This window comes from Tenacibaculum mesophilum (assembly GCF_003867075.1).
Taxonomy (GTDB): domain Bacteria; phylum Bacteroidota; class Bacteroidia; order Flavobacteriales; family Flavobacteriaceae; genus Polaribacter; species Polaribacter mesophilus.
Map to the genome: position 1 here is coordinate 2,856,759 of NZ_CP032544.1, position 26,133 is coordinate 2,882,891.

Genomic DNA, 26,133 nt, shown 5'->3' on the forward strand with positions numbered 1-26,133 from the left:
TTTCTGAACCTTTTTAGTATGTATTAAGCAATATAGTCTTTTGCTTTCTCTAATGCCTTTGGAATTCCTCCAGGGTTTTTACCACCAGCGGTTGCGAAGAAATTTTGTCCACCACCACCACCGTGGATTAGCTTTCCTAATTCTCTAACTACCTTTCCAGCATCATAGCCTTTTTCATTAGCCAAATCTTTAGAAATATAACACGTTAACATTGCTTTTTCAGCAGAAGGAGCGGTAGCAAATACCACAAATAAATTGTTAACTTCTCCTCCTAACTCAAATAATAAGTTTTTAATGCTGTTAGGATCTAAATCTACTTTAGTTGCTAAAAACTGAACTCCATTTACCTCTTGTAATTGGTTTTTAAGTTCGCCTTTCATGTTTTTAGCTTTATCTTTTAATAGTTGCTCAACTTGCTTTTTTAAAGTAGCATTTTCATCTTGTAAACTACTTACTGATTTAGCAACGTCTTTAGGGTTTTTCAATAACTGTTTTACTGCATCGTAGTTGCGCTCAACATCTTCAAAGTAATCGCCAACAGCTACATTAGTAATTGCTTCGATTCTTCTAATTCCAGCAGCAACAGCACCTTCCGATTTTATTTTGAAATACCAAATATCACCTGTTTGTTGTACGTGCGTACCTCCACATAATTCCATAGATTGTCCAAAACGGATGGTACGAACACTATCTCCATACTTTTCTCCAAATAAAGCAACAGCACCTTCATCAATAGCTTGTTGCATTGGTATATTTCTTTGCTCTTGTAATGGAAGATTTTCACGAATACGAGCGTTTACAAACTCTTCAACAGCTTCTAGTTGATCATTGTCTACTTTAGAAAAGTGAGAAAAGTCAAAACGTAAATAATCAGGACTCACCAATGAACCTTTTTGTTCTACATGGTCTCCTAAAATAGTACGTAACGCTTGGTGTAATAAGTGAGTAGCTGAGTGATTACTAGCAGCTAAACTTCTATGTTCTTTATTTACAACAGCCTTAAAAGTTTCGTGTAAGTTTTTAGGTAAATTCTTAGCAAAATGAATGATAACATTGTTCTCTTTTTTGGTGTCAAGCACATAAATAATATCACCATTAGGAGATTCAATATATCCTTTGTCACCAACCTGTCCACCACCTTCTGGATAAAAAGGAGTCATGTTGAATACCAGTTGATATTGGTCTCCGCCTTTTTTGGTACTAACTTTTCTGTAGCGAGTTAGTTTTACATTAGTGGTTAATATGTCGTAACCGATAAACTCTTCAACATCATCATCTAATAAAGTAACCCAATCACCCGTTTCACTAGCAGAAGCTGCACGAGAACGCTCTTTTTGAGCTTTCATACCAGCATTAAATTCCTCTTCATTAATTTCATACCCCTTTTCACGAGCAATTAACTGCGTTAAATCAAGAGGGAATCCGTAAGTATCATATAATTCAAAAGCACGTTTACCAGAAACAGTTTTACCATTAGTAGTTGCAATAACTTGATCTAATAATAATAACCCTTGATCTAATGTACGTAAGAAAGAAGTTTCTTCTTCCTTAATAACATTGTGTACTAAAGTATTTTGTTTTCTAATTTCAGGGAATGCACCTCCCATTTGGTATGCTAAAGTCTCTACTAACTTATAAATAAAAGGCTCTTTTTGGTTTAAGAAAGTAAATCCGTAACGAATAGCACGACGTAAAATACGACGAATTACATAACCCGCACCATTATTACTAGGTAACTGACCATCTGCAATCGCAAAAGCAACAGCACGAACGTGATCAGCAACTACACGAATAGCAATATCAATTTTTTCATCTTTTCCGTACTTAGTACCAGTAATTGTTTCTATCTCACGAATTAAAGGAGTAAATACATCAGTATCGTAGTTCGATTGAACACCTTGTAACACCATACATAAACGTTCAAATCCCATACCGGTATCAATATGTTTCGCAGGAAGCTCTACTAGAGAACCATCTGCTTTACGATTGTATTGCATGAATACCAAGTTCCAGATTTCAACAACCTGAGGATGATCTTCGTTTACTAGCGATTTTCCATCAACCTTAGCTTTTTCTTCAGCAGAACGAATATCAACATGAATCTCAGAACACGGACCACAAGGACCTTGTTCACCCATTTCCCAGAAGTTATCTTTTTTGTTACCCATTAAGATGCGATCTTCAGCAATGTACTGTTTCCAAATATCGTAAGCCTCTTGATCCATTTTTGTACCGTCACTCTCGTCACCTTCAAAAACAGTTACATACAAAATGTCTTTATCTACTTTGTAAACTTCAGTTAATAATTCCCAAGCCCAAGCAATAGCTTCTTTCTTAAAATAATCACCAAAACTCCAGTTACCTAGCATCTCAAACATGGTGTGGTGGTAAGTATCGTAACCAACCTCTTCCAAATCGTTGTGTTTACCAGAAACACGTAAACATTTTTGGCTATCAGAAACTCTACCATTTTTAGAAGTTGAGTTTCCTAAGAAAAACTCTTTAAATGGCACCATACCAGCGTTGGTAAACATTAAAGTAGGATCGTTCTTTAACACCATAGGTGCTGAAGGAACTATTTCGTGTTGTTTTGATTTAAAAAAATCTAAAAATTTAGCTCTAATATCTTGAGATTTCATACAACTCTGGGTATCTGTGTTTTGTTAAAATATATTTAAAAAACCTCTTGTAAAAAGAAGTTTTAAAAGATTTTGTAAATTTGTGAGTTTTCAAATTGTACATCCCCTTAGGATGCTTCATTTAAAAAGCACAAAAATAGTACATTTAGCATTATGGCAAAAGTAAAATATTATTATGACCCAGACACTTTATCATATAGAAAGATAGAGGTTAAAAGAAGTGAAAAATATAAGAAAACTATCTTGGGACTACTTAGTTTTTTATTAATTGCTTTTTTCGGTTTTATAGGTTTTAGCCAGTTTTTAATGTCTCCAAAAGAGCGTGCTCAAAAGAGAGAATTAGAAAACTTAAAATTACATTACGAGTTGCTTTCTAAAAAAATGGAAGAAAGTGCTCAAATCTTAACCGATTTACAAGAAAGAGATAACAATATTTACAGAACATACTTTGAGGCAAGTCCAATACCAGAAGAGCAACGAAAAGCAGGTTTTGGTGGTGTAAATAGGTATAAACACTTAGATGGTTTTGATAATAGCTCAATGGTAAAAAAGGTAACAAAAGAGTTAGATATTTTATCAAAGCAAATGGTAGTACAATCTAAATCGTTAGATGAAATTGTTGAGCTAGCTAAAGAAAAAGAAAAAATGTTGGCTTCAATACCTGCTATTCAGCCAGTAAAAAATCAAGATTTAAAAAGAATGGCATCGGGTTATGGTATGCGTTTGCACCCTATATTAAAGTCGTGGCGTATGCATAATGGAATGGATTTTACAGCACCTACGGGTACACCAATTTTTGCATCAGGAAACGGTATTGTAAAAAAAGCACATAGAAGCTCTACTTTTGGTAAAGTAGTTTACATAAACCATGGATATGGTTACGAAACTGTTTATGCTCACATGAGTAAAATACTTGCCAAGAAAGGACAAAAAGTAAAACGTGGTGATTTAATAGGGTATGTAGGAAATACAGGACGTTCTGCAGCACCACATTTACACTACGAAGTACATAAAAATGGTAGACCTGTAAATCCTATTTACTATTACTACGGAGATTTAACTCCAGAAGAATTTGTAGCCATGCAAAAAGCTTCGCAACAAAAAGGTCAGTCGTATGACTAAACACGTAACAAGCTGTGAAAAATGTATGTAGACTTACCCGATAAACGGTATTATAAAATAGGAGAAGTTGCTAAAGCTTTTGGGGTGAATAGTTCACTTATACGATTTTGGGATAAAGAGTTTGAAATTATCAATCCTAAAAAAAATGCCAAAGGCGATCGATTGTTTACACAAGAAGACGTAAAAAACTTTAAAATTATTTACAACCTTGTAAAAGAAAGAGGTTTTACCTTAGATGGCGCAAAACAAAAACTAAAGAAAAACCCAGAGGGAGTCTTAAATAATCAGGAAATTATTAGTAGATTAGAAACTGTAAAAGCAGAATTAATTAAAATTAAAAATCAATTATAATTACAAAAAATCAAGAATTATGAAAAAATGGTTAGTGCCTTTAATTATTATAGGAGTTCTAGTATTTGGAATTTATTCATGGGCAAAAGGATTTTATAATACAGCAGTAACATACCAAGAAGACGCCAAAACTACATGGTCTAATGTAGAGAGTTCTTACCAACGAAGAAACGACTTAATCGGCAACTTAGTAAAAACGGTACAAGGAGCTGCCGATTTTGAAAAAAGCACGTTAACAGACGTAATTAACGCAAGAGCAAAAGCAACTTCAGTAAATATAAATGCAGGAGATTTAACGCCAGAGAAAATGGCACAATTTCAACAAGCACAAACAGGGTTAAGCGGAGCTTTATCTAAGTTATTAGTATCTGTAGAGCGTTATCCAGATATCAAAGCAAATAAAAACTTTTTAGAATTACAAAGTCAGTTAGAAGGAACAGAAAACAGAATTAACGTAGCACGTGATCGTTATAACGAAAGCGTTAATAAATATAACAAGCATATTAAAATGTTTCCCGGTAACTTGCTAGCGGGGATGTTTAACTTAACTGAAATGGCACGTTACAAGGCTGATGCAGGTTCAGAGAATGCGCCTGATGTAGATTTTAAATTCTAACAATATGTCTAACGTAGAAGATTTTCTTACTGCCAAAGAAGAAGAGGAAATCGTTCAGGCTATTCGACAAGCAGAGCGAAATACTTCTGGTGAAATTCGTGTACATATAGAGAGAACTACGGAAGGTTCTCACTACGACCGAGCACTAGAAGTATTTCAAATGCTAAAAATGTTTAATACCCAACAACGAAATGGTGTGTTATTGTACATCGCTGTTGACGATCATAAATTTGTAATTTTTGGCGATGAAGGTATTAACAACGTAGTTCCCGATAACTTTTGGGAAACAACCAAAGAAGCCATCCAAAACCAATTTAAACAAGGAAACTTTAAACAAGGAATTATAGATGGTGTGCTAAAAGCAGGAAAAGAATTACAAGCTCACTTTCCATGGACTACAGATGATGAAGATGAGCTGAGCAACGAAATTTCAAAAGGCTAAAACCTTCATAGAAGGAAGAAATATGATAAAAAATATAACGTCATTATATAAAAGAACAAACAAGTTACAGAAGGTAAAAGTTGTTCTTTTTTTTATTGCATTTTTATGTGGACACACTCTTTTCTCACAAGGATTTGAAATCCCTGAGACACCTAAAGAGCAAACAAGTGTTTACGATTATATCAACCTTTTATCACCCAATCAAAAGAAAAGCTTAGAAAACAAGCTGATTAAGTATGCTGATACTACTTCAACTCAAGTAGTGGTAGCAATTATAAGCTCAACCCAAGGAGAAGAAATAGGCTATTTAGCTACCAATTGGGCGCATGAATGGGGAATAGGAGGAAGCAAAGAGCAGGATAACGGAGTGTTCATGTTACTGGCAAAAGACGATCGCAAAATAACCATCCGAACAGGTTATGGAACCGAACATTTATTAACAGATTATGTTTCTCGACAAATTATAGAGTACGACATTATTCCTTACTTTAAACAAGGTGACTATTACGCTGGGTTAAACAGTGGTGTAGATGCTGTTTTTAAAGTAATGAGTGGTGAATACAAAGGCTCTAGAAAACAATCTAAAAAAACAGACTTTAGCTTTATTATCTTTATCATCATTCTGGTAGTATTCTTTATCATTATTTCAAGCGGAAGTAGAGGAAACCGTGGAGGAGGAAGAGGTTATAGAAAATCGGATGTAGCAAGAGGTATTTTAGAAACCATTATTTTAAGCAACGCAGGAAGAGGTGGTTTTGGCGGAGGAAGCTTCGGTGGAGGATCGTCAGGAGGCTTTGGTGGCGGAGGTGGCTTCGGCGGAGGTTTCGGAGGCGGAGGCTTTGGTGGTGGTGGAGCCACAGGAGGCTGGTAGTAACTTCATTTATTTGGTAAAGGTTAGTTAACGTTAAAGCAACGTTGAAATAGTACTTATGCAGGGAAATTAAAAGACCCCTATGTATGAAGACTAACATTAAAAGAAGAAGCTTTTTAAGAAACTCATTATTAGCAACTGGAGGACTACTTTTAGTCCCTAACTTTATTAGTTGTAAAGATGATGATATTGATGAGCTACCTATTCCAGATAACTTAGCAGAGAAAAACTTTGAGCAAGGAGTTGCTAGTTTTGACCCCACAAACTCGCAAGTTATTATCTGGACTCGTTACACCACGCAAAACGCTTCAGTAGCCTTAGTTTGGCAACTCGCAAAAGACAAAAATTTTAAAAACATTGTTCGTCAAGCAGAAGTAACTACCGACGCTTCAAGAGATTTTACCGTAGCTGTTGAAATTAAAGACTTAGATGCAGGACAAAAACTATACTACCGTTTTGTAAGTGTTGACGATAAAGCAACATCACCAATAGGAGAAACCCTAACATTTAGCGAATCAATTAGTGAAGTAAAACTAGCAGTAGCATCTTGTGCAAACTTTGCCTACGGTTACTTTAACGTATATGAAGAAATAAAAAAATCGGATGCAGATGTTGTCATCCACCTAGGAGATTATATATACGAATACGGAGAGAACACTTACGGTTCGTTTAGAACACCAGAACCAAAAGGAGAAATTATTTCGTTAGACGATTATCGTATCCGCTACCGCCAATACCGTTCAGACGAGCAATTAAAAGAATTGCACAGAACCAAACCTTTTATTTGTGTTTGGGATGACCATGAGGTAACTAACGATGCGTATAAAGACGGAGCGGAAAACCATCAAGAAAATGAAGGAAGCTTTAGTTCAAGAAAACAAAGTGCCTTAAAAGCGTATAGCGAATACTTACCTAACATGACGAATTTGGTAGATAATTCAATTATTTACAGAAACTTGAAAATTGGAAGTTTGATAGATTTAATTATGTTAGATACGCGTATTGTTGGTAGAGATAAGCAACTAGAGTATTCAGCGTATTATGATGAAAAAGGAGCGTTTGATGCAGCGGCTTTTCAGCAAGCATGGTTAAACCCACAACGCACCCTTTTAGGAACTACCCAATTAGGATGGTTAGAAAGTGAGTTAGCAGCAAGCAATAGTACATGGCAACTAATAGGGCAGCAAGTATTAATGGGAAAAATGTTAGTTCCTGCTGAATTATTAACACTGTTAGCAACAGTGGTGGCAGAAGCATCGGCAACAGGTGGGGCAAGTGAAGCAACTTTTAATCAATTTAAAAAAACGATAACAGAATTAGTAACGATTAAAACAAGAGTTTTACAAAACGACCCTACGTTAACAGCAGAAGAAAAAGCAAGAGTACAAACCGTATTACCATATAACTTAGATGCTTGGGATGGTTATTTTATGGAGAGAGAACGCATTTTAGCGAGCTTTAAAAGTAAAAATGTAGTAGTGCTGGCAGGAGACACTCACAATGCGTGGTATAGCGATTTAAAAGATAATTCTGGAGAAAAAGTAGCCGTAGAGGTAGCTACAAGTTCAGTATCATCACCAGGATTAGAAACTTACTTAGGAGCATCTGCAACAGAATTAGAAGGCGCTTTAGGCTTGTTAATAGACGATTTACAATACAGTAATTTCTCTCAAAGAGGCTATATGAAACTTACAGTAACAGCAGCAGGTATACAAACTGACTGGAACTATGTAGATACCGTTACCAACAAAACCTATTCAAATAGTATAGGAAAAACTGTAACCTTATAATTACATAACCTGTTGTGCATTTTTGAAGTTTTTAGCCGAAAGAATGTCTGTTCGAGTGATTTTCGATAGAAAATCGTATCGAGAACAATAGTCTAAGTTGTAAAATTTTATTCTCGATACTAATTTTACGGGTTTTTACCCGCAAAATTCACTCGAATTGACAAATTTTACTCAAAATGTACAAGGTTTACATAACATTACCAATACATTAAAAGGCTCCTGAATTATTCAGGAGCCTTTTGTATGCTATAAAAGAAATACGAAATCAACTAATGTTATACTTCTTCGGTAGTTGGAGTACTAGATTTAGACCTATTATCCACTACTAAATTATATTGCTTAGCCAACACATCAATCTCATTAAGTAATGTTGGGTAGGCTTCATTATCTGAAAGTGTTGTATGCGCTTCAATATGTAATACAAGTTTTCTGTAAGCAAGCGTAGCTTCAGTACGCAACTCTTCAATATTGTTTTCTGGTGAAGCTGCAGTTTCACCTACACGCTCAATATACTTGGTAGAAAACTCGGTATTGGCATTTTTTAATTCAGCAACCCAAGTAGCTATATCAAGTAAAGAAATGGCTTGAATAAGCTCAGGTTCAGTTTCAAAATCTTTACAAATACTATCTAAAATAGCGGTTTGTTCTTGGTAGCTTTTACGAATAATATTAGTACCATGTGCATTTATAGTAGCAAGTAGTGCTTTGGCGGCACTTACTATAGCTTCATTAAAATGGTTCTCATAACCATTTAAAATCATTTTAATTCCAGAAATAGCTTTATCCCTTCTAGTGTCAAGAGTTATAATTTCTTGTGTTAGGGTGCTTCCCTGCACTTGTTGGTATAAAGAATCAATACGATTAACAATGGTTGTTAATTCGTTAGTGGGGTTTGTCAATGCTAACGCATCAACGTCTTGTAAGTTTACAAGTTGTAAAATATCTTTCATGTACTGTAGATATTCACCATTACGGTACCGGTTTAAATACGGACTGTTCATAAGCTAATTTTTTAAATTAATATTAAATATTTGTAGAAAGTGATTTGGTAACTTTCATAGCATTAGCAATTTAAGAGTATAAAAGTTTTTAAAAAAGTTAACAATTGTTAAAATTTACTCACTAAGCGAGGTTTACATAGGTTACTATAGTTAACAGGGTGCACTGTAAGGAAACTTGTGGAGAATTTTGTTATTTAAAGGAACACTCAGCGAGTTTCGCTGATGGTTTCGTTGTGTTGAGGAACGTTCAGCGCGTCACGCTGATGGTTTCGTTGTGTTGAGGAACGTTCAGCGCGTCACGCTGACGGTTCCGTTGTGTTGAGGAATGCTCAGCGCATCACGCTGATGGTTCCGTTGTGTTGAGGAACGTTCAGCGCGTCACGCTGACGGTTCCGTTGTGTTGAGGAATGCTCAGCGCATCACGCTGATGGTTCCGTTGTGTTGAGGAATGTTCAGCGCATCACGCTGATGGTTTCTATGAAAAATGTACAAAAAAGCCTTTTTTTGAGAGTTAAAATACTGATAATCGTACAATTGACGTACTGAAAAAGTAAGTCAGTGACTTACTTTTAGTAAGTCACTGACTTACCTGTTTCTAATTTTTTATGTTTTACTTTGGAGTCAAGTAGCAGTATATTAGGTTTTTATGCTAAAAATGTTAAAGAAAACTCAGGGGTATCCCTGAGAAGAAGTTAAAACAACAAGGGAAACCCCTTATTGTGTAAAAAACCATGAGCAACTACTTTTAAATAAAAAATTGTAACTAATTTTAAAACTATAAATAGTATGGAACAAAGAAACAAACAAATTGCTAATCTTTTAAAACTAGGCGTTTTCCTGTTTGGGATTTCACTGTTGCTGTGGAATTGTGAGAAAGATGAAATTATACCTAATACCCACACAGATAATACAACAAAACCATATACACTAGCAACATTAAATTATAAAGAACTTACTCACGATGCCGAATTTTCAAAATCCTTAAAGAAAATTGAAAAAAACCTGAGTACTAAAAATGTAAGTAGTAAAGGAAGTACAGGTAAAAAAAGACTCTCTATTTTAACCAATCAAATTGCTAAAATAAAAACCAAAACAACAATTTCTTGGACGTTTAAACTTGAAAACACATTAAAAGAAGCTTCTGTTTTTGAGAACTTACTAGTAAGAAAGTATAATAATGAGTTTAGCTATTTTTTGGTTTCGTACCAAGGAGAAAATAATACTAATAACGGAAAGAATACAGAAAAGTCGTTATTGTATAGCCTATCAAAAGAAGATTTTGATTTTAGTGAACTAGATATACAAGCAAGGAGCGACTCTTTTGATACACCAGGAGAGGACGATGGTGATTATGGAGGTGGTGGAGGAAGTACACCATGTAATGGAGTATGGATACCTGAATATAAAAGCTGTGATGCAGGAGGAAATGCAGATGGTCATTCTCCACAAAAACAATGGGATGGATCATATTGTAGCAGAAGTCAATTAACAGGTTATGTTATAGACTTTTCACACTGTACAAACTATACCCCACCAGGTGGCCCTTCAAACGATATACCAACAGATGATACTTCATCAGGAGGTGGAGGTTCAGGAAGTTCAACAGGAGGAGACCCTATAATAACAACCCCTGTAGAAGATGCTGATGGAAATACTTATACAGAAGCACAAATTAGAGCTAATAATATTAATAGAGCTTTAGATAATACCTTATCACCTTCAGATTTGTACTATTTATCAGATAGTAATAATTTAAACCTTACTATAGAGGTAGAGTCCTTTTTATTTGAAAACACCTCTCCAGAAGCTAAAGCTTTTACTAATGAAGCTATTAAAAATAGATCTATAAAAAATATTAAAGAAAATTTTAATCTTACTCTAAAATCTCCCTTTAAAGTAGACATGACCCAGGTGCTCGATTCTATAATACTACCTAATGTAAACCCAGAAAATAAAATCGCTGCCGAAAAGTTTAAATGTATTTATGATAAAGTAACAAAATCACCTAAATTTAAAGACTTATTTATTGACCTTTTCGGAACAAATAAAGATATTAATGTAACATTTGAAATTGCAGATGATTTTGTAACAAAACCTAATGGAAGACAAGCTAATGGTAATTGCGGTTTAAAAAATTACTCATTAAACGCAGATGGCTCTATTAAAACAGCCAATGTGGTGATTAAAATAAATAAGAACAAATTAACAACAGGTAGTGGAAGAGAAATATCTAGTATTTTAATGGCTAAAACCATTGTACACGAAAGTATCCATGCCTTTTTAGATGTTAAAAGAAAAGATTGTAACGCTGGCACAACTATTGAACATTTAAATAACTTAGAATTTGAAGAACTCATAAAAGAATATTTCGATGGCACATGTGCCACTGCTCAAGAAGAACACGAGTTTATGTTTAATTATTTAGTAGGAACATTAGCTCCAATTCTTGCCGAGGTTAAAGACGATGTAATACCTGCTAGCCAAATTACATATGTTGAAAATAACCCAGATCCAGTACTTGGTATTATGACAGATTGGAATTGGAATGATTTTTTCTATAATTTATCTTTAGAAGGATTACACAATACAGAAGCTTTTAAAAATAAAATAGAAAAAGACTCTAGGAAAAAAGCGCTTTTTGAACATTATATTTCAGGAGCATATGGATTCAGTAAAAACTGTAATTAAAATAAACCATCATGAAGAATATAATTTTATTAATATTATTTATTAGTTTTTTTAGTAGTTGTTCCTCTTTACCAAAATTTGAAGAACTAAAAAATAAAAATACTTTATTTATTTATTTAGAAAAAAGCTCTGATGAAAATTATAAAAATATAGAGATTAGAAAGAAAACAAAAAACTATAAAGGATTAAATTATTTAAAATACGAGATTAATGGGATTTTCACTCCATTTTTAAAGTATTCTGATTACGAAAACTTTAATGATATGTTAAACAAAACAAATAAGAGTATTGTGTTTTATGTGAATAAAAGTTTTCTTCAAAAAAATAAGGATATTATTATTACCCAAAAATTAATTGACAAAGTAGGGGTAAATAAAGTATTTAAACTTTTAGGCAGTTCCAAGAATATATTTCTAATTGACAAAAAGGAAATAAAAGGTAATAAAGTTTTGGTAAGACAAGTTAAATATCAATCTTATGCTGAAGAGTAAAATAGGCCTCAAAAATGAGGCTTATTTTTTTAGGGGTCATACGGTACAGAAAGTATTATAAGGACAAAATAGCAAATGATATAAATATGATGCTTTAAAAAAAACATGTCAATTATTACGCTAAAAATTTTATAAAAACTGTAATTAAACTATGAAATATTTGAATATAATTATAATAGCAATACTTTTTGGAGGGTGTTCTTCTACAAGAAATTTAGAAAAAATAGAAAATCATGAAGTAGTATTTTTACTTTATGAAAAATCAGAGTTTATAAAAAAAAGTAAATTTAGCTTGATGAATGGTGTCTCCTATTATTATCAATTTAATAATAAAAAAGGTGAAAAATCTGATTTTTTCTTAACATATACAGACTATGATGATTTAACTGATTTAGAAAAAGATATAAGAAAAAAAATAAAATTTAAAATCAATAAAAGTTTTTTAAAAGCTAATAAAAATAAGAATAATTACTAATGACCTTATAAATCAGTTTGGAGTTAATAGAATAAGACGGATACTTTATAATGCTAGAACAATTTTTTTAATTGATAAAGATGAAATTAAGGGAGGTGAAGTTTTAGTAAGACAAGTAAAATATAGTTATTTTTCTGAGGAATAAACATTTATTTCTTAAAGTCAAGGATTATACTTCTAAAACCGTTTTTAAAAGCTATGAACAATTAGTATCATGAAAAAAATATATTTACTATTCATTATTTTATCTTTTTTTAGTTGCTCGTCTTTACCAAAACTAAAAGAGTTGAAAAACAAAGAAATATTATTTGTACTTTATAAAAATTCTCAAGTTTCGACTAAAAGTTTTTCAATGAATAAATCATTTAAAGCAATCACTTATAGTTATCATTTTAAAGACGAAAAAAAACATGCATCCTTTCTTTTAACATATTCAGATTATGATGATTATGACGATTATGACAAAAATATTAATAAGAGAATAAAATTTAAAATAAATCAAAGTTTTATAAATAGAAATAAAGACATTATAGTTACACCAAGTTTTATAAAAAAAATAGGGTATTATGAATTTAGTAAACTAATAGGTAATTCGAAAACTATTTTTTTAATAGATAAAGATGAAATTAAAGAAGGTAAAGTTTTAATAAGACACGTTAAACCTTACTTTTTTTCTGAAGAATAAATGTATTCCTTAAAATAAACTTACTGCTACAAGTATGCAACTCTCTAATGTTTTAATGGCTAAAACCATTGTACATGAAAGTATCCATGCTTTTTTAAGTGTTAAAAGAAAAGATTATAATGCTGGCATAACAATTGATTATTTAAATAATTTAGAGTTCAAAGAACTTATAGAAGAATATTATGACGGTACTTGCGCTACCAAACAAGAACAACATGAATTTATGTTTGATTATATGGTACCAACATTATCAAAAATTTTTACTGAAGTTAGAGATGATTTAATACCACAAAGTAATATTGATTATATAGAAAGTACTCCATATGACGTACAGGGTATTATGACTGATTGGAATTGGCAAGATTTTTATTATTATAGTGTATTAGAAGGTTTACACGAAACAGAATCTTTTGAAACAGAAATTAAAAGTCATACTAAAAAATATGCTCTGTATAATCATTACAGGGCTAAAGGAAGAAATTTCAGTAAAAATTGTAATTAATAAATTATGAAAACACAGAGTTATATATTTCTAGCTTTTTGTAGTCTTATAACCTTGAGTTGTACGGTTACAAATAGATATACTAAAGATTTAAAAGGTGAAACATTATTCATACTTTTTGAAAAATCCGAATCGACTAGAAAATTTCCAGTGGGTAGAATACAAAAAGATACCACAATTTATAATTACTCTTATTTTTATAGTTTTAAAGAGAATAATTTTAAGAGGGCTTTATTCAATTTAAACTATTCCGATTACCACGATTTTGATGATGCTATTTCACAAATCAATAAAAGTATCATTTTTGAAGTAGATAAAAGTTTTCTTAAAAAGAATAAGGAAATTATACTTACCAAAGAAATTTTAGACAAAATAGGTGGGCAAGAATCTTTTAAACTATTATTAGGTGCAAAAATAATTTTTTTAATTGATAAAGCTGAAGTTAAAAACAATAAAATTCTGATAAGAGAAGTAAAATTAGATTGGGAAAATATCGAATAAAATACAAATTATAACACGGTATATAAAAATAATAGTTAAGGGCTAAACCCTGTTTTAGTTCTTAACTTTTATCTTTTAAGAAAAATTGGTATAAATCTTCTTGTTTTTATATATCAATAACATTAAAGAGATTGTAATACTAGTAGCATAACTATTGAGCATTTTTATTAAGAGTTTAAAGAACTTATAGAAGAATATTATGACGGTACTTGCGCTACCCAACTTTCTATAGCCAAAACTTTAATACATGAAAGTTTACATGTATATATTAATTATATTATGAAAACTAATAGAAGATCAGACCTTTATACATCCATAGCTAATTATTACAAAGAGTTTAGAGAAAATTACCCACATGATATTGCTAATAATCTAACACAACACAAATTTATAAGTCAGTATATAGAAGCAATGGCATACTCTCTATCCGCTTACGACAATCACCAGCAAAGCATGGACTATTATATAGCCATGAGCTGGGGAGGATTAGAATCGTCGGATGCTTATAAAAAGCTACCAAATAAAACAGCAATTCAAAAAATAATTAACAATGAACGATATGCAAAAAGTGATGCGAAAAGTACTAAATGTCCGTAATTTCATCTGTTCTATAAAACTTATCGTTAGCTTCTTTAATAACATATTTTCTACTAGGATATACTCTTTCTACATTTACCAAAGTAGGTTGAGTTAAGATTTTAAAAGGTTGGTGGTGTTTACTCATTTTTTACAACTATTTACCATCCTGCAATGCGTCTGCGCTCCGCTTGTTGCTCTTTCGTAAATTCAGGTGTTGGTATAGTACTTTTATACAATGGTTTTGGAAAGCCTAATGCTTTTCTGCGCTCAAAGTCTTGTTGTCTGTATGGGTCAAAAGCAGTACCCGGTGGCAAGGGGCGGTTTTTATCCATATACCAGACATACAAGCTCCATTCTTGGTAAGGGTCATCGTAACTAATAGTACGTAAAATATCTATTTTTCGAGGTTTAAAGGTATTTACAAACTTTAGTTTTTCATCACCTGGTGCACCATCAATATCACCACTAACAGAAATTACCGCTTTTAGTTCTGAAAACTTACCTTGTAAAGGTTTGCTATAAAAAAAATCAGGATAACTAACCGTACCATTTAACCTGTCTAATACCAGTTCTTTATGTTTGCTTTTAACTGTAAGACGATAAATAAATAAAAAGAAACCTATTAAAATTAAGGAATATGTTTGAAAATATTCCCAAAATCCAATATGTTCATATCTTAAAAGAACTAACCCAAAACCTAGCATAAGCAATCCAAAAAAACCATATACTTTTGGTAACGCCATTTCATCTATTCTATAAAACTTATCGTTTGCTTCTTTAACTAACACTCCTTTGTTTGGGAAAACATCTTCTTTATTAACCAAAGTAGGTGAGGTTAAAATTTTAAAAGGTTGGTGGTGTTTACTCATTTTTTACAACTATTTACCATCCTGCAATGCGCCTACGCTCTGCTTGTTGTTCTTTCGTAAATTCGGGTGTTGGTATGGTACTTTTATATAATGGTTTTGGGAAACCTAATGCTTTTCTGCGCTCAAAATCTTGCTGTCTGTATGGGTCAAAAGCAGTACCCGGTGGCAAGGGGCGGTTTTTATCCATATACCAGACAAATAAACTCCATTCTTGGTAAGGGTCATCGTAACTAATAGTACGTAAAATATCTATTTTTCGAGGTCTAAAGGTATTTACAAACTTTAGTTTTTCATCACCTGGTGCACCATCAATATCTCCACTAATAGAGATTACAGCTTTTAGTTCTGAAAACTTACCTTGTAAAGGTTTGCTATAAAAAAAATCAGGATAACTAACCGTACCATTTAACCTGTCTAATACCAGTTATTTATGTTTGCTTTTAACTGTAAGACGATAAATAAATAAAAAGGAACCGACTAATATCATCAAAACAGAGAAAGAACCGTAATAAATATCTATATCATTACTATTCAATAACCAAATCCCACAAAATATACCAAGTAACCCAAAAAAACCATATACTTTTGGTAACGTCATTTCATCTGTTCTATAAAACTTATCGTTAGCTTCTTTAATAACATATTTTCTACTAGGATATACTCTTTCTACATTTACCAAAGTAGGTTGAGTTAAAATTTTAAAAGGTTGGTGGTGTTTACTCATTTTTTACAACTATTTACCATCCCGCCATATGCCTACGCATAGCTTGTTGTTCTGGTGTGTGTTCATCGGTTGGTACAAAGCTTGGATACAAAGGTTTTGGAAAGCCTTCTTTTAATCTACGGTCAAAATCTGCTTGCCTGTATGGATGGAAAACATCGCCAAATGGGAGTGGTCTGTTTTTGTCCATATACCATACCATAAAGCTCCAATAACGTTCTACGTCGCTATTAGCTAGTGTCCAAGCAAAGTCTTGTTTACGGTCACGTAATACCAAACTAAAGCCTGTAGGAGCAAAATCTCCTCCAGTATCTAAACTTTTATATACTGTAACCAACCAAAAAGGCACGGTTTCTTGCTTTCTGCTAAAAAATAAACGGGGATAACTTATGGTACCGTTCATTCTGTCTAAGACTAGTTCTTTATGTGGGTTGTAATAATATACCGCTAAATGAAATAAACCTATGATAATAAAAGGTAAGGGAATTAAATAAACATGTAATGGGGTAGGTTTCTTTATTATAAACTGAATTAAGAATAATAATAAAAGCCCCCCCCCCCCTACAAAGAATGTATATATTTTAAACAAACTAAAACCTCTTGCCATGTTTAGGACAAAATATTCATCGTTGGCTTCTTGAGTTTTTTCAGGTTTATTCGGTTGTAAATCTTCTGCAAATTGGGTAATAGGGTAGTCAACTATTTCATGTGGTAGGGGTTTGGCTTTTAAAAAACTCATAGTATTATTTTAATGTTGTAAGGGAAATTTATTAAAAAACAAGGATGCATCTTCGATGATGGTTGCTTTGCCTGCTTTAACGTTTCTAAAGGTAATGTATTCCTCTTCTTTTTTATTGTCTTTTACCAAAGGCATAATATTCCATAAATAGCCTTGCTTATCTTTTGGGTGTAAAGGTAATTGTATTTGTGCATCGGTGTACTTACATAATACAGCAATATGTGAGTATTTGTTTAGATACACTTTGTTTCCTTCGTATTCTTGCTTAACGATATTATTGGCAGCCAGTTGGTGTTTTACTTGTAAGTATTTGGGTACTCGCACCCAAATGTGAAATTGTTTAAATGAAGCGTCCATGTTTCCGTTGCGTAACGATTGTTCTTTAAATTCTGGTTTGTCATCAACTGTAGAGGGAGCCGTAACTACGGTGTCGTAACAATGTTTAGGTAGCTTGTAGCTTTTATTACCTAATAAAGGATCATTGTATTGTACCAAATAAAGCTCGTAGGTTAGTCCGCTTGGATTGTTAAAAAACGTCCCAAACGAAATATCAATGGCTAGGTTACTCCAAAGGGTAGCACTGTTGTCAATCCAGTTTTTATGCAAGTCTTGGTTAGCGGCACGAAAAGTTGGAGTGGTACTTTTGGGAGAAGCATACCGTGTACTATTTGCTTTTATAGTAATGGCACTACCAACTATTAAATTTAGTAAGCGTACATACACACTTTTATAGCTTTCATCAAAGCTTGATGGTAAGTACTCTTTTTTATAGGGGTTAATTAATTTTTCTTTGCCTCTGTACATTAAGCGTGCATTGTAGTATGGATTGTAATAACTTGGATTTTTCATATAGGTTTTGCTACTAAACGGAAAAAACTTAAAAAAAGTTTCTAACTCATCATCAGTTAAATAGTATGCTAATCCGTAAAAGGCCAACCCTAATCCTCCCACAATTAAACCAGTGACTCCTGTTAACGAAATTAATTTTAATGACCCTAGTAAAGATACTGCTGAAAGCACTGCAGCACCGCTATACGCTAAGGCGGCATCGTTGTCAGCTTTTGCTAAACTTTTATTTACATCTTCAACGGTAGCATATAAGGTATAAGCAGACCCCAAACCTTTAAAAACTTTTATAAATCCTGAACCTTTAGTAGCAAAAGAAGATCGTTTTATTTTATCTACTGCATCTTTTACTTCTGTAGCAGTAGCCTTAGGTTGTGTGGTGACAAATATCTTAAATTTTTGTTGGGCAATATCGTTAGATATACTTTCGGCTAGGTTTAACCCTGATGAAATTACTTTTATACCAATACCAAAAAGTTTTATGTAGTCTTCAGTTCCAGTAATCTTTTTTTTCAACATGCTATCTATGTGACTTGTTAGTGAAAACATTTCAAAAACTAATAAGGCACTTCTGAATTGTTGGCTCTCTATAATGCTTTCTAACTTGTGAGCATAAGGAAGTTTTTTACCATTTCTAATATGTATAGTTAGTTTTTCAGGGTTAGTTTTGGCGGTTGCCATTTTAGCGTCTATTTCTCCTTTAAATTGTTCTTCTACCAATAACCAATAAGTAACGGGTACCTTGGCGTGTTTTATAGCATCAATACGTTTATGTTGCGGGTGTTTAGAAGCTATGTTTTTCTTAACTTTTTCAAAATCGTTTAAAAACTCTTTATAAATTAAATTTTTACCTGCTGTAACTAAGTGGGTTTCTTTAATTCCGTTGTTAGTACGAGTTATTAAATCAAATTGGTTTCTCAGTAATTCAACTTTTATTGCTTTACCAAAGCCAATGTAGGTTTTACTCACTTTTTGAAAGTGACTAAATAATTTTTTTTCAAACTTAACTATGTATTTCCAGTCTTTGGTGTCTTGTTTTTCTAAATCGGTAACTTCAATTGGGTAGAAGAGTACGTCGTTTATATGTTTTAAAGAACTTTTACCTTTACTGGTTTTTATAATTTCTTGTACCCAAGTATCTTCATACGGTTTGTATTCACTTTCGGGTAGTAATTGCCTGTCTATCATTTCGGGGTAATGTGCCAAACACAATAAGTGGTCTGAAATTATATTTTTACCCTCTATACTAGCTAATGGGGTAGGGTTATTTTCATAACAAACGTCAATAGCGGTTTTGTAGTACTCGCTTTTTAAGAGGTTTCCTAAATCGTTTCTAAATCCGTTTATTACTTTACGAATACGTTTGCGTTCTTCAATAGCGAGTATGTGGTCTAATTTATCGTGCGATATACCATGGTTTAAATACCATTCTCCTCTTTTACGTGTATAGTCTTCTTTTAGTTCAGGATTGTTGTAAACAAACTTATAGGTAGTTAAGGCAATTGAGAAGATGTATTTTAGTTCTTCTGCTTCCTCTTCAGAAATTTCATCATTTTGTATTTCTCCATAGTCTATAAGCCCTAATTTGTACTTATATAAATCCATATGGTGTACAGAGGTAGCTAAACACTCTACCATAGAACGTAAATAATCTAGTTTATAAAAAATGATATCTACGAGGTCATAGGCACAGCCAACAGGGTCTGGGAGTGTAATAAACATATCCTCTAATAACGTGTTTTCATTATTAGGGTCGTCGGCATTTTCAATAGCATGAATGGTTTTTAGTTTTTCTTCTAGTCTAGTAGCTTCTGGAAAGTGTTTGTAATCAAATACTGCAATAAAAGAATGATAGGGACGGTCGTGTATAACTTCTGCTTTTTTTAACTCTTTCCCTTTTTCGTAGCCTTTGCACTCAACTTTTATCATTCGTTCGTTTTCTTCTGGCGAAGAAGCAATTTGTTCCAATTGTTGCATAGACCATTGCACATGAGAATAGGCTACCCAAATTACAGAATCTGGTGCTACAATGTAAGTTTCTTTACCTGAGGTGTTTGTAGCGTCTCGTATATCGTTATATTCTCCATTTTCTTTGTTGTCTTTCCAATAAATAGGATTTAAAAGCCCACTTGTATCTATTTCGTATTCAAGCCATTTTTTAGGTTCCTCGTCATGTAAAATATATAAATATCCATGTCTTAAACCTGTTCTTTCGTAACAACTATGGGTTAGTTTGGGAGCTAAATTAGAAGGATTGGCACTTTTTCGTTTTGCAGATACAACAACTTCACTAAGTTTATAATCAATTGTTTTTTTGTCATTCTTATCGTGTGGCTCAACTTCAACTTCAATATCAGGGGCTCTAACAAACTTGTTGTCTTGTATATAGTAGGGAAATGGATTAAAAATCCCGTATCTTAAAAAGTGTAATTCAATTCCTTGTTTCTTAGCTTGTAAGTCAGAACTAATGTTGGTTTTTCCGTCCGGTCCTTTTATTTCAAATTTATAAGTACCTATATTATCATTATAGGCGTCTTCTTGAAATTTTTCTAATGCAATGTTTTCTTTCATAATTTATTATTTTCTTTTTTTCATGTTTTTTGCATAGCAAAAACATGACCATAGCAATAATAGCTACAGCATAGCACAGGGGGAGAATATTTTTTTGGATTACAATTTTTCAAAAAAGCACGCTAGCAATTTTTTAAATAAGTACTCTTTTGATGTTTCAAATGTATAGATAGAAAGTTTATTAATCAAAAAAAGTTTGTTTTTTTATAAATAATGTTGTTTTTGTTAAAGGAATTCATGTGTTATAAAGAGATGAGGTGTTTAGGACGGAAGAAAGAATCTTAACATAAATCTTTTTATTTTTACAGCTACAAAACTTATGATATGAAAAAGCTATTATTACCATTGTTAACCATTTTATTAATTACTAGTTGTACCAATTATGGGCAACTGAAGCTAGTGTCGTACTTATCGGAAGATTTAAAAGAAGTTTCTGGAGTAGAGAAAAGTAACGACTTAAATGTACTATGGATGCATAACGACAGTGGTAATGCAGCGGAATTATTTAAAGTTAGTACGCAAGGAAAAATTTTACAAAAAAGAGCATTAGCAGTGAAAAATCACGATTGGGAAGACATAACTTCTGATATCAATGGAAACATATACATCGCCGATTTTGGTAACAATAATAACAAAAGAAAGAACTTAGTAATTCTAAAAATTAAGGAAGAAGAATTGCTAAAAGGAGACAATGTTGAGGTAGAAAAAATACAATTTTCATATCCCAATCAAACTAAGTTTCCGCCCAAAAAGAAAGACCGTTTTTTTGATGCAGAATCGTTAATTTATAAAGATGGGTTTCTGTATATTTTTACCAAAAGTAGGGTTAAAAATAAGCAAGGTAAAACAATGTTGTATAAAGTTCCGGCAACAAAAGGAGAGTATACTGCTAAATATATTTCCGAGTATACAAACTGCGATGCTTTACATTGTGCAATTACAGCAGCAGCAATATCTCCTGATAAACAAAAAGTAGTTTTGTTAACACATCAATCCGTATTAGTATATGCCAATTTTAAAGAAGATGATTTTTTTAGCGGAGATGTAAAAGAGTATTCTTTTAACCATGTTTCTCAAAAAGAAGGGGTTACTTTTAAAAATAATACAACGCTTTACATAACTGATGAAGCCGCTAAAGGAGGAAACAGCAAGCTATATGAATTTGTAATAAAAGATTAAAAAAACAGTTACCAAAGCTATGTGCAATGATAACTGAAAAGGGGAGGGGAATTGTATATTGTTAAATACTTACACGTAATCTATTTGCCTAGAATAACCCGCATTTATAGCCAATAAAATGGAATCTTCTCGGCTAAAACTAAACGGAATAACAGAGCTTAAAGGTTCTTTAAGCTTCTCTTCTATTGTTTGTTTAGATAACATTAAAGCCTGCTCTACCAATTTATGATATTCGGTTATAAAGTATTTTTTAGGTAAGTTTTCAAACTTAGCAACATCAAAATCATAAAATTTAGTTCTTGTAATAGCTTTGTATTCTTGGTTGTTATGTATAAACAAATAAGTAAGATCAACGTGAATAGTAGTATTAGCACCACTAGGATCATCTGGCCAATTATAAATTAATAAGTAGGCTCCATCAATACTAACTTTAGGTTTAGAAATCTCTTCAATCTTTTCAAAACTTGTTAAATCACAAGATCCTGTTTTAATAACTTCTTCTATAGTTTCAACTGTACTCATTTTTATCATTTTATTTTAGTCAAATATCTTAGAAAATAGATTTTTGTTTTATAAATGTTTTGTATGCGTAGATGTTAATTTTATAAGTGCTTTGTTAAAGTGAATGAGATGAAGGCAGAATAAAAATATATAACTACTTTAGTTGCTTAATTTTTTACAGAAAATGTTTTTGGTAACCAGAACCAACTTTTTATACGCTATTAGTATTTGTGTTTTTTTTGCAGCTTGTACGAAAAATAAAGTAGATAAAAAACTACAAGAATATTTATATACTATTGATAGCATTTCTCAGCAAAAACCCAATGAAGGGTTAAGAAAAATTGATAGTTTATTAGAAAAGAAACAAAATTCTAAAAACGAAGCGCTATTATTATTTAGTAAAGGAGAATTATTTTACTTAAACGATAAATTAGTAGAGGCTAAAAATATTCATTTAGAAACGTATAGGTTATTTACAAAACTAAAAGACGATTATAATAAAGGTAGGAGCTTAATAACATTAAGTGCTACTTGTATGAAATTAAATGAGCTAGAGGAGGCTCAGAAGTACGCATTAGAAGCTTTAGAAATAGGAAAAAAAATAAAAAACACAAGGTTACAAGCCAAGGCAAATAATCAGCTATTCAATCTTCATTTTATATTAAAAGACTACGAACAGGCATTGTTTTACATAAAAAGGTCTGAAGAATTATTTACCGATCCAAATGATCCTAATTCAATTATAGCAATTAAAAGTAATATTGCAGGCGTCTATTTAATGTTAAAGCAATATAACAAAGCCCTAGAACAATTTTCAGAGGCATTGGCTTTGGGTGAGTCTGCAAAAGACCCTAAGACAATTGTAAGTGTTCTTAATAATATTGGATATACGTATTTGGAAGCAAAACGTTTTGAAGAATCGGAGAAGTTCTTACGAGGAGCAGTAAAACTTAACCAAAAAATTAAAACAATTAACGGAGCTCCGTATAAAGGATTAGGAACCCTTTTTTTGGTAACGAATAGGTTAGATTCGGCAGCAGTAAATTATAATAAGGCAATGTCAATCTACAAAAGTAAAAACAACCTTTCAGAAGAAGTAGAAATACGAGATAAATTAATATCAATAGCCATACTTAAAAAACAGTATGAAGTAGCACTTAACCATCAAATTATACGAGATAGTATAGAGGTGGTAAAAAATAAAAAACAAAATAAAAAACTACTTCATTTTGCCAATGTAAACTATAAAATAAAAGAAAAAGAAATAGCGTTAACACATCAAAAAGAAATAAATAAACAAAATTGGTGGTTAGGAATTAGTGTAATTGTTTCGTTGGTACTTATTTTAATTATAGCATTGTTTATTGGATATAATAATAAATTAAGAGCAGCCAATAAAGCATCTAAATTAGAACAGCGATTGCTTAGAGCCCAAATGAATCCACACTTTATATTCAACACCTTAGCGGCGATACAAAACATAACGTTAGAAGGAAACCCAGTAAAATCTTCAAACTATATAGCTAAGTTTTCAAAACTCATTCGACAAAATTTTGATTATGTTCGAAAAGAAGAAATTAGTTTAGAAGAAGAACTAGCTATGATTTCTAACTATATAGATACACAGCAATTACGCTTTAACAATAGTTTTAGTTATCACATACATATTTCTGAAAACTGTGATACAAAACAAGTAAAAGTACCTCCAATGCTATTACAACCTTTTGTAGAAAATGCTATTGAATATGGTTTGAAAGAAAAGAAATCAGGAGGAATATTGAGTCTCAATATTCGAAAAACAGCACAAGAACTGTTTTTTGAAATTGAAGATAATGGAGTAGGAAGAAAGCAAAAAAAGAGTCAAGAAAAAATAGCAAAAGATTTACACGCTACCGATATTTTTATTGAAAGACTACAGATAAGAAATAAAGGGGAAGAAAAATCTTTTACCATAGAAGATTTACACGATAAAGAAGGAAATCCATCAGGAACAAAAGTTGTATTTAAATTAAAGTTATAAAATGATAAAAGCTGCTATAATAGAAGATGAGTTTAATGCGCTAAACACTTTAACAAAGCTGTTGCAATACACGCAAAAAGATATAGAAATTGTAGCTAAAATTGATAATGTAGATGAAGCTATAGATTTTTTAAGTAACAACAATTTAGACTTGGTATTTATAGACATTGAGTTGATTGGTGGAAATGCTTTTCAAATATTAGAAGCTTTAGAAACCATAAACTTTAAAATGATTTTTACCACAGCTTACGATGAGTTTGCTATAAAAGCAATTAAGTTTGATACGGTAGATTATTTATTAAAACCCATAGATTCTGATGAGTTAAATGCTTGTATAGGTCGTTTTAGAACTGAATTTGAAAAAGATAAAAAATATACACAAGCGCTACATAAAATAAGTGAATTAGATAAAAAAGAAGCTCAAAAAACATTGCTTATTAAAACTACTGAAGAGCAACATTTTTTGCATGTAGATGATATTGTACGTTGCCAATCTGATGGAAGTTATACCGTTTTTTATACTACAGATAAAAAAATAATGAGTGCTAGAAATTTAAAGTATTACGAAAATATTTTAAGCACACATGCCTTTGCTAGGGTACACCAATCTCACTTAATTAATATAAAATATTTAGCTTCAGTAAGTGCCAATACAGTTAAATTATCAAGTGGTGAAAACGTTCCTTTATCATCAAGAAAGAAGACGTATTTAAAGCAGTTTTTAGAGAACTTTAATACGAATACAAAATAGAAAGTAACACATATAAAACTCATTAAAAGAGTACTAAAGTTCCCTGTAATTTTGAGGTAAATAATAGAAAGTAACCTTAAAAAAACAATCATATGGGACTTAAAGAAAAAAGATTTACAAAAGCTTTTCAAGAAGAAAAATATCCTGCATTAAAAGAACAAATAAACAATGCAGCAGGTTTTGATGTAACAATAGATGTAGAGTGGGACACTATGTTTGAAGATAAGTTTTTACACTTATATGATGATAGTTACCCTAAAATTTACTTCCAACCACTTATTGATGCTTTTTCAGCCATAGCAACTGATGATATGGGAAAAGAAGCATTAGCAGAATCGTTAAAGAAAGTGGTTATTACCAACAAAGACGATCACCACAACCCAACGCATGCTTATACTTTTGAAGAAGGAGTTTTACAAGTAAACCATAGCCCAATTTTAAACGCAGATAAAGTTCAAGACAGAACAGATGCACTTGTTGATTTATTAGAAAACAACTTATAGTCTAATAAGATATAACAAAAAATAAAAATTGCTATGGAAACAGATTATATCAATCAATTTAAAGCGCAATCACCAGCGGCTATAATTCAAGATATGTTTAATGAAAAGAAACAACTAAAAGTTGCTTTGTCATTAAAAAATGGAGTTTATATAGAAGGTTTTGTGGTTGATGTTGCTAAGGAAGAATACCAAACATTTGTGTGTATGAAAACCGAAGAACAAGAAGTATTGTTTTTCGACCTCCAAGAAGTATCCGTTTTACGAATTAAACACCCTAAAAAAATAGCTGTTTCTTTATCTAAAGGAAGTATCAGTCGCCCGTTAGGAGAGGAGCCCATAAGTGCTTTACAATTAAGAAGATGGATTGTAGATCAAGAATCGTTGCTAGATGCAACAATCAACTTATCGTTAGAAAAATCAGTATTGCAAGAAGCAAACGCTCGATTAAATAGTAAAGATGTTATTGCAAGTTTGTTAAAAGCAAAACAATTAATAATAGAGGATGAAATGGGATTAGCTGCATGGAAAGAAATAAAAACTGTAGCTATTACTAATACAGAAAAATTGCAGGTAAGTAAAGAAGGAAATGTATTAAAAATTGGTATTGAAATTACCAAAGCTCTACCAAAAGAGTTAGAGCATCTTTTTGTTGAAAAGATAGAAGAAATATTGTAGAATAC

At 31.9% G+C, this 26,133-nt stretch carries 27 protein-coding genes; 18 read left to right on the forward strand and 9 right to left on the reverse strand.

All coding sequences use genetic code 11. From position 1 onward, the window contains the following. Nucleotides 1-23: 23 nt before the first annotated feature. The gene (gene alaS / locus D6200_RS13000; protein ID WP_073182018.1) at nt 24-2,639 is read right to left on the reverse strand and encodes an alanine--tRNA ligase; all 2,616 of its coding nucleotides are present in this window, start codon (nt 2,637-2,639) and stop codon (nt 24-26) included. Nucleotides 2,640-2,792: 153 nt separating this feature from the next. On the opposite strand from alaS, the gene D6200_RS13005 reads away from it, so the two are divergent. The 6 genes from D6200_RS13005 (at nt 2,793) to D6200_RS13030 (ending at nt 7,831) form a co-directional block, all read left to right on the forward strand. After that, nucleotides 2,793-3,761: a M23 family metallopeptidase gene (locus tag D6200_RS13005; RefSeq protein WP_047790037.1), complete on the forward strand. Its 969-nt coding sequence runs from the start codon at nt 2,793-2,795 to the stop codon at nt 3,759-3,761. A 21-nt stretch (nt 3,762-3,782) separates the two neighbouring features. Then, a complete protein-coding gene (locus D6200_RS13010) occupies nt 3,783-4,112 on the forward strand; it encodes a MerR family transcriptional regulator (RefSeq protein ID WP_047790038.1) in 330 nt (109 codons plus the stop codon). A 19-nt stretch (nt 4,113-4,131) separates the two neighbouring features. Beyond that, nucleotides 4,132-4,728 carry a LemA family protein gene (locus D6200_RS13015; RefSeq protein WP_073182016.1) on the forward strand — a complete coding sequence of 199 codons (597 nt, stop codon included), beginning with the start codon at nt 4,132-4,134 and terminating at the stop codon, nt 4,726-4,728. A 4-nt stretch (nt 4,729-4,732) separates the two neighbouring features. Beyond that, on the forward strand, nt 4,733-5,170 hold the full coding sequence (locus D6200_RS13020; protein WP_073182014.1) for a TPM domain-containing protein: 438 nt from the start codon (nt 4,733-4,735) through the stop codon (nt 5,168-5,170). Between the two features lie 22 nt (nt 5,171-5,192). Beyond that, entirely contained in the window at nt 5,193-6,041 is an 849-nt protein-coding gene (locus tag D6200_RS13025; RefSeq protein WP_073182012.1) for a TPM domain-containing protein, read from the forward strand. Between the two features lie 86 nt (nt 6,042-6,127). Continuing rightward, a complete protein-coding gene (locus D6200_RS13030) occupies nt 6,128-7,831 on the forward strand; it encodes an alkaline phosphatase D family protein (protein ID WP_073182010.1) in 1,704 nt (567 codons plus the stop codon). 275 nt (nt 7,832-8,106) lie between these two features. Here D6200_RS13030 and D6200_RS13035 read toward each other — a convergent pair whose 3' ends face one another. Beyond that, nucleotides 8,107-8,832 carry a DUF6261 family protein gene (locus D6200_RS13035; RefSeq protein WP_125064424.1) on the reverse strand — a complete coding sequence of 242 codons (726 nt, stop codon included), beginning with the start codon at nt 8,830-8,832 and terminating at the stop codon, nt 8,107-8,109. Between the two features lie 786 nt (nt 8,833-9,618). Between D6200_RS13035 and D6200_RS13040 the strand changes: the two genes are divergently transcribed. From D6200_RS13040 to D6200_RS13070, 7 genes are all read left to right on the forward strand, one after another. Continuing rightward, nucleotides 9,619-11,520: a hypothetical protein gene (locus tag D6200_RS13040; protein WP_073182006.1), complete on the forward strand. Its 1,902-nt coding sequence runs from the start codon at nt 9,619-9,621 to the stop codon at nt 11,518-11,520. An 11-nt stretch (nt 11,521-11,531) separates the two neighbouring features. Continuing rightward, nucleotides 11,532-12,011: a hypothetical protein gene (locus D6200_RS13045; RefSeq protein WP_073182004.1), complete on the forward strand. Its 480-nt coding sequence runs from the start codon at nt 11,532-11,534 to the stop codon at nt 12,009-12,011. Nucleotides 12,012-12,162: 151 nt separating this feature from the next. Further along, nucleotides 12,163-12,486: a hypothetical protein gene (locus tag D6200_RS13050; protein WP_073182002.1), complete on the forward strand. Its 324-nt coding sequence runs from the start codon at nt 12,163-12,165 to the stop codon at nt 12,484-12,486. A 352-nt stretch (nt 12,487-12,838) separates the two neighbouring features. Further along, nucleotides 12,839-13,171, forward strand: a complete 333-nt coding sequence (locus tag D6200_RS13055; protein ID WP_125064425.1) for a hypothetical protein — start codon at nt 12,839-12,841, stop codon at nt 13,169-13,171. A gap of 34 nt (nt 13,172-13,205) precedes the next feature. Further along, entirely contained in the window at nt 13,206-13,673 is a 468-nt protein-coding gene (locus D6200_RS13060) for a hypothetical protein (RefSeq protein ID WP_073181998.1), read from the forward strand. 54 nt (nt 13,674-13,727) lie between these two features. After that, nucleotides 13,728-14,174 carry a hypothetical protein gene (locus D6200_RS13065; protein WP_073181996.1) on the forward strand — a complete coding sequence of 149 codons (447 nt, stop codon included), beginning with the start codon at nt 13,728-13,730 and terminating at the stop codon, nt 14,172-14,174. Nucleotides 14,175-14,453: 279 nt separating this feature from the next. Continuing rightward, nucleotides 14,454-14,771 (forward strand): hypothetical protein, encoded by a 318-nt coding sequence (locus D6200_RS13070; protein ID WP_073181994.1) that lies wholly within the window; start codon nt 14,454-14,456, stop codon nt 14,769-14,771. Here D6200_RS13070 and D6200_RS15335 read toward each other — a convergent pair. The 6 genes from D6200_RS15335 to D6200_RS13090 form a co-directional block, all read right to left on the reverse strand. Then, a complete protein-coding gene (locus D6200_RS15335) occupies nt 14,758-14,898 on the reverse strand; it encodes a hypothetical protein (RefSeq protein ID WP_159432112.1) in 141 nt (46 codons plus the stop codon). The genes D6200_RS13070 and D6200_RS15335 overlap by 14 nt on opposite strands. 13 nt (nt 14,899-14,911) lie before the next feature. Then, entirely contained in the window at nt 14,912-15,622 is a 711-nt protein-coding gene (locus D6200_RS13075; RefSeq protein WP_073181992.1) for a hypothetical protein, read from the reverse strand. A gap of 13 nt (nt 15,623-15,635) precedes the next feature. Beyond that, nucleotides 15,636-15,809 carry a hypothetical protein gene (locus D6200_RS15340; protein ID WP_159432111.1) on the reverse strand — a complete coding sequence of 58 codons (174 nt, stop codon included), beginning with the start codon at nt 15,807-15,809 and terminating at the stop codon, nt 15,636-15,638. Nucleotides 15,810-16,046: 237 nt separating this feature from the next. Next, nucleotides 16,047-16,346, reverse strand: coding sequence for a hypothetical protein (locus D6200_RS13080; protein WP_073181990.1), 300 nt, complete (start codon nt 16,344-16,346; stop codon nt 16,047-16,049). Between the two features lie 13 nt (nt 16,347-16,359). Further along, nucleotides 16,360-17,082, reverse strand: a complete 723-nt coding sequence (locus tag D6200_RS13085) for a hypothetical protein (protein WP_073181988.1) — start codon at nt 17,080-17,082, stop codon at nt 16,360-16,362. Nucleotides 17,083-17,091: 9 nt separating this feature from the next. After that, nucleotides 17,092-20,499, reverse strand: a complete 3,408-nt coding sequence (locus D6200_RS13090; RefSeq protein WP_073181986.1) for a toxin VasX — start codon at nt 20,497-20,499, stop codon at nt 17,092-17,094. A gap of 324 nt (nt 20,500-20,823) precedes the next feature. Between D6200_RS13090 and D6200_RS13095 the strand changes: the two genes are divergently transcribed. Beyond that, a complete protein-coding gene (locus D6200_RS13095; protein WP_073181984.1) occupies nt 20,824-21,678 on the forward strand; it encodes an SdiA-regulated domain-containing protein in 855 nt (284 codons plus the stop codon). Between the two features lie 69 nt (nt 21,679-21,747). Here D6200_RS13095 and D6200_RS13100 read toward each other — a convergent pair whose 3' ends face one another. Then, nucleotides 21,748-22,200 carry a hypothetical protein gene (locus D6200_RS13100; RefSeq protein ID WP_053056785.1) on the reverse strand — a complete coding sequence of 151 codons (453 nt, stop codon included), beginning with the start codon at nt 22,198-22,200 and terminating at the stop codon, nt 21,748-21,750. Nucleotides 22,201-22,363: 163 nt separating this feature from the next. Between D6200_RS13100 and D6200_RS13105 the strand changes: the two genes are divergently transcribed. The 4 genes from D6200_RS13105 (at nt 22,364) to D6200_RS13120 (ending at nt 26,128) form a co-directional block, all read left to right on the forward strand. Beyond that, entirely contained in the window at nt 22,364-24,199 is a 1,836-nt protein-coding gene (locus D6200_RS13105) for a tetratricopeptide repeat-containing sensor histidine kinase (RefSeq protein WP_073181982.1), read from the forward strand. A 1-nt stretch (nt 24,200) separates the two neighbouring features. Continuing rightward, complete coding sequence (locus tag D6200_RS13110) at nt 24,201-24,950, forward strand: LytR/AlgR family response regulator transcription factor (protein WP_047790718.1); 750 nt, start codon at nt 24,201-24,203, stop codon at nt 24,948-24,950. A gap of 92 nt (nt 24,951-25,042) precedes the next feature. Further along, entirely contained in the window at nt 25,043-25,453 is a 411-nt protein-coding gene (locus tag D6200_RS13115; protein ID WP_073181980.1) for a hypothetical protein, read from the forward strand. Between the two features lie 33 nt (nt 25,454-25,486). Then, nucleotides 25,487-26,128: a hypothetical protein gene (locus D6200_RS13120; protein ID WP_073181978.1), complete on the forward strand. Its 642-nt coding sequence runs from the start codon at nt 25,487-25,489 to the stop codon at nt 26,126-26,128. Nucleotides 26,129-26,133 lie beyond the last annotated feature (5 nt).

What these genes read in the sequence shown, in the direction of transcription:
- alaS (WP_073182018.1), bottom strand. Translation starts at nt 2,639, where the DNA reads ATGAAATCTCAAGATATTAGAGCTAAATTTTTAGATTTTTTTAAATCA.
- D6200_RS13005 (WP_047790037.1), top strand. Translation starts at nt 2,793, where the DNA reads ATGGCAAAAGTAAAATATTATTATGACCCAGACACTTTATCATATAGA.
- D6200_RS13010 (WP_047790038.1), top strand. Translation starts at nt 3,783, where the DNA reads ATGTATGTAGACTTACCCGATAAACGGTATTATAAAATAGGAGAAGTT.
- D6200_RS13015 (WP_073182016.1), top strand. Translation starts at nt 4,132, where the DNA reads ATGAAAAAATGGTTAGTGCCTTTAATTATTATAGGAGTTCTAGTATTT.
- D6200_RS13020 (WP_073182014.1), top strand. Translation starts at nt 4,733, where the DNA reads ATGTCTAACGTAGAAGATTTTCTTACTGCCAAAGAAGAAGAGGAAATC.
- D6200_RS13025 (WP_073182012.1), top strand. Translation starts at nt 5,193, where the DNA reads ATGATAAAAAATATAACGTCATTATATAAAAGAACAAACAAGTTACAG.
- D6200_RS13030 (WP_073182010.1), top strand. Translation starts at nt 6,128, where the DNA reads ATGAAGACTAACATTAAAAGAAGAAGCTTTTTAAGAAACTCATTATTA.
- D6200_RS13035 (WP_125064424.1), bottom strand. Translation starts at nt 8,832, where the DNA reads ATGAACAGTCCGTATTTAAACCGGTACCGTAATGGTGAATATCTACAG.
- D6200_RS13040 (WP_073182006.1), top strand. Translation starts at nt 9,619, where the DNA reads ATGGAACAAAGAAACAAACAAATTGCTAATCTTTTAAAACTAGGCGTT.
- D6200_RS13045 (WP_073182004.1), top strand. Translation starts at nt 11,532, where the DNA reads ATGAAGAATATAATTTTATTAATATTATTTATTAGTTTTTTTAGTAGT.
- D6200_RS13050 (WP_073182002.1), top strand. Translation starts at nt 12,163, where the DNA reads ATGAAATATTTGAATATAATTATAATAGCAATACTTTTTGGAGGGTGT.
- D6200_RS13055 (WP_125064425.1), top strand. Translation starts at nt 12,839, where the DNA reads ATGAATAAATCATTTAAAGCAATCACTTATAGTTATCATTTTAAAGAC.
- D6200_RS13060 (WP_073181998.1), top strand. Translation starts at nt 13,206, where the DNA reads ATGCAACTCTCTAATGTTTTAATGGCTAAAACCATTGTACATGAAAGT.
- D6200_RS13070 (WP_073181994.1), top strand. Translation starts at nt 14,454, where the DNA reads ATGAAAACTAATAGAAGATCAGACCTTTATACATCCATAGCTAATTAT.
- D6200_RS15335 (WP_159432112.1), bottom strand. Translation starts at nt 14,898, where the DNA reads ATGAGTAAACACCACCAACCTTTTAAAATCTTAACTCAACCTACTTTG.
- D6200_RS13075 (WP_073181992.1), bottom strand. Translation starts at nt 15,622, where the DNA reads ATGAGTAAACACCACCAACCTTTTAAAATTTTAACCTCACCTACTTTG.
- D6200_RS15340 (WP_159432111.1), bottom strand. Translation starts at nt 15,809, where the DNA reads ATGGATAAAAACCGCCCCTTGCCACCGGGTACTGCTTTTGACCCATAC.
- D6200_RS13080 (WP_073181990.1), bottom strand. Translation starts at nt 16,346, where the DNA reads ATGAGTAAACACCACCAACCTTTTAAAATTTTAACTCAACCTACTTTG.
- D6200_RS13085 (WP_073181988.1), bottom strand. Translation starts at nt 17,082, where the DNA reads ATGAGTTTTTTAAAAGCCAAACCCCTACCACATGAAATAGTTGACTAC.
- D6200_RS13090 (WP_073181986.1), bottom strand. Translation starts at nt 20,499, where the DNA reads ATGAAAGAAAACATTGCATTAGAAAAATTTCAAGAAGACGCCTATAAT.
- D6200_RS13095 (WP_073181984.1), top strand. Translation starts at nt 20,824, where the DNA reads ATGAAAAAGCTATTATTACCATTGTTAACCATTTTATTAATTACTAGT.
- D6200_RS13100 (WP_053056785.1), bottom strand. Translation starts at nt 22,200, where the DNA reads ATGAGTACAGTTGAAACTATAGAAGAAGTTATTAAAACAGGATCTTGT.
- D6200_RS13105 (WP_073181982.1), top strand. Translation starts at nt 22,364, where the DNA reads ATGTTTTTGGTAACCAGAACCAACTTTTTATACGCTATTAGTATTTGT.
- D6200_RS13110 (WP_047790718.1), top strand. Translation starts at nt 24,201, where the DNA reads ATGATAAAAGCTGCTATAATAGAAGATGAGTTTAATGCGCTAAACACT.
- D6200_RS13115 (WP_073181980.1), top strand. Translation starts at nt 25,043, where the DNA reads ATGGGACTTAAAGAAAAAAGATTTACAAAAGCTTTTCAAGAAGAAAAA.
- D6200_RS13120 (WP_073181978.1), top strand. Translation starts at nt 25,487, where the DNA reads ATGGAAACAGATTATATCAATCAATTTAAAGCGCAATCACCAGCGGCT.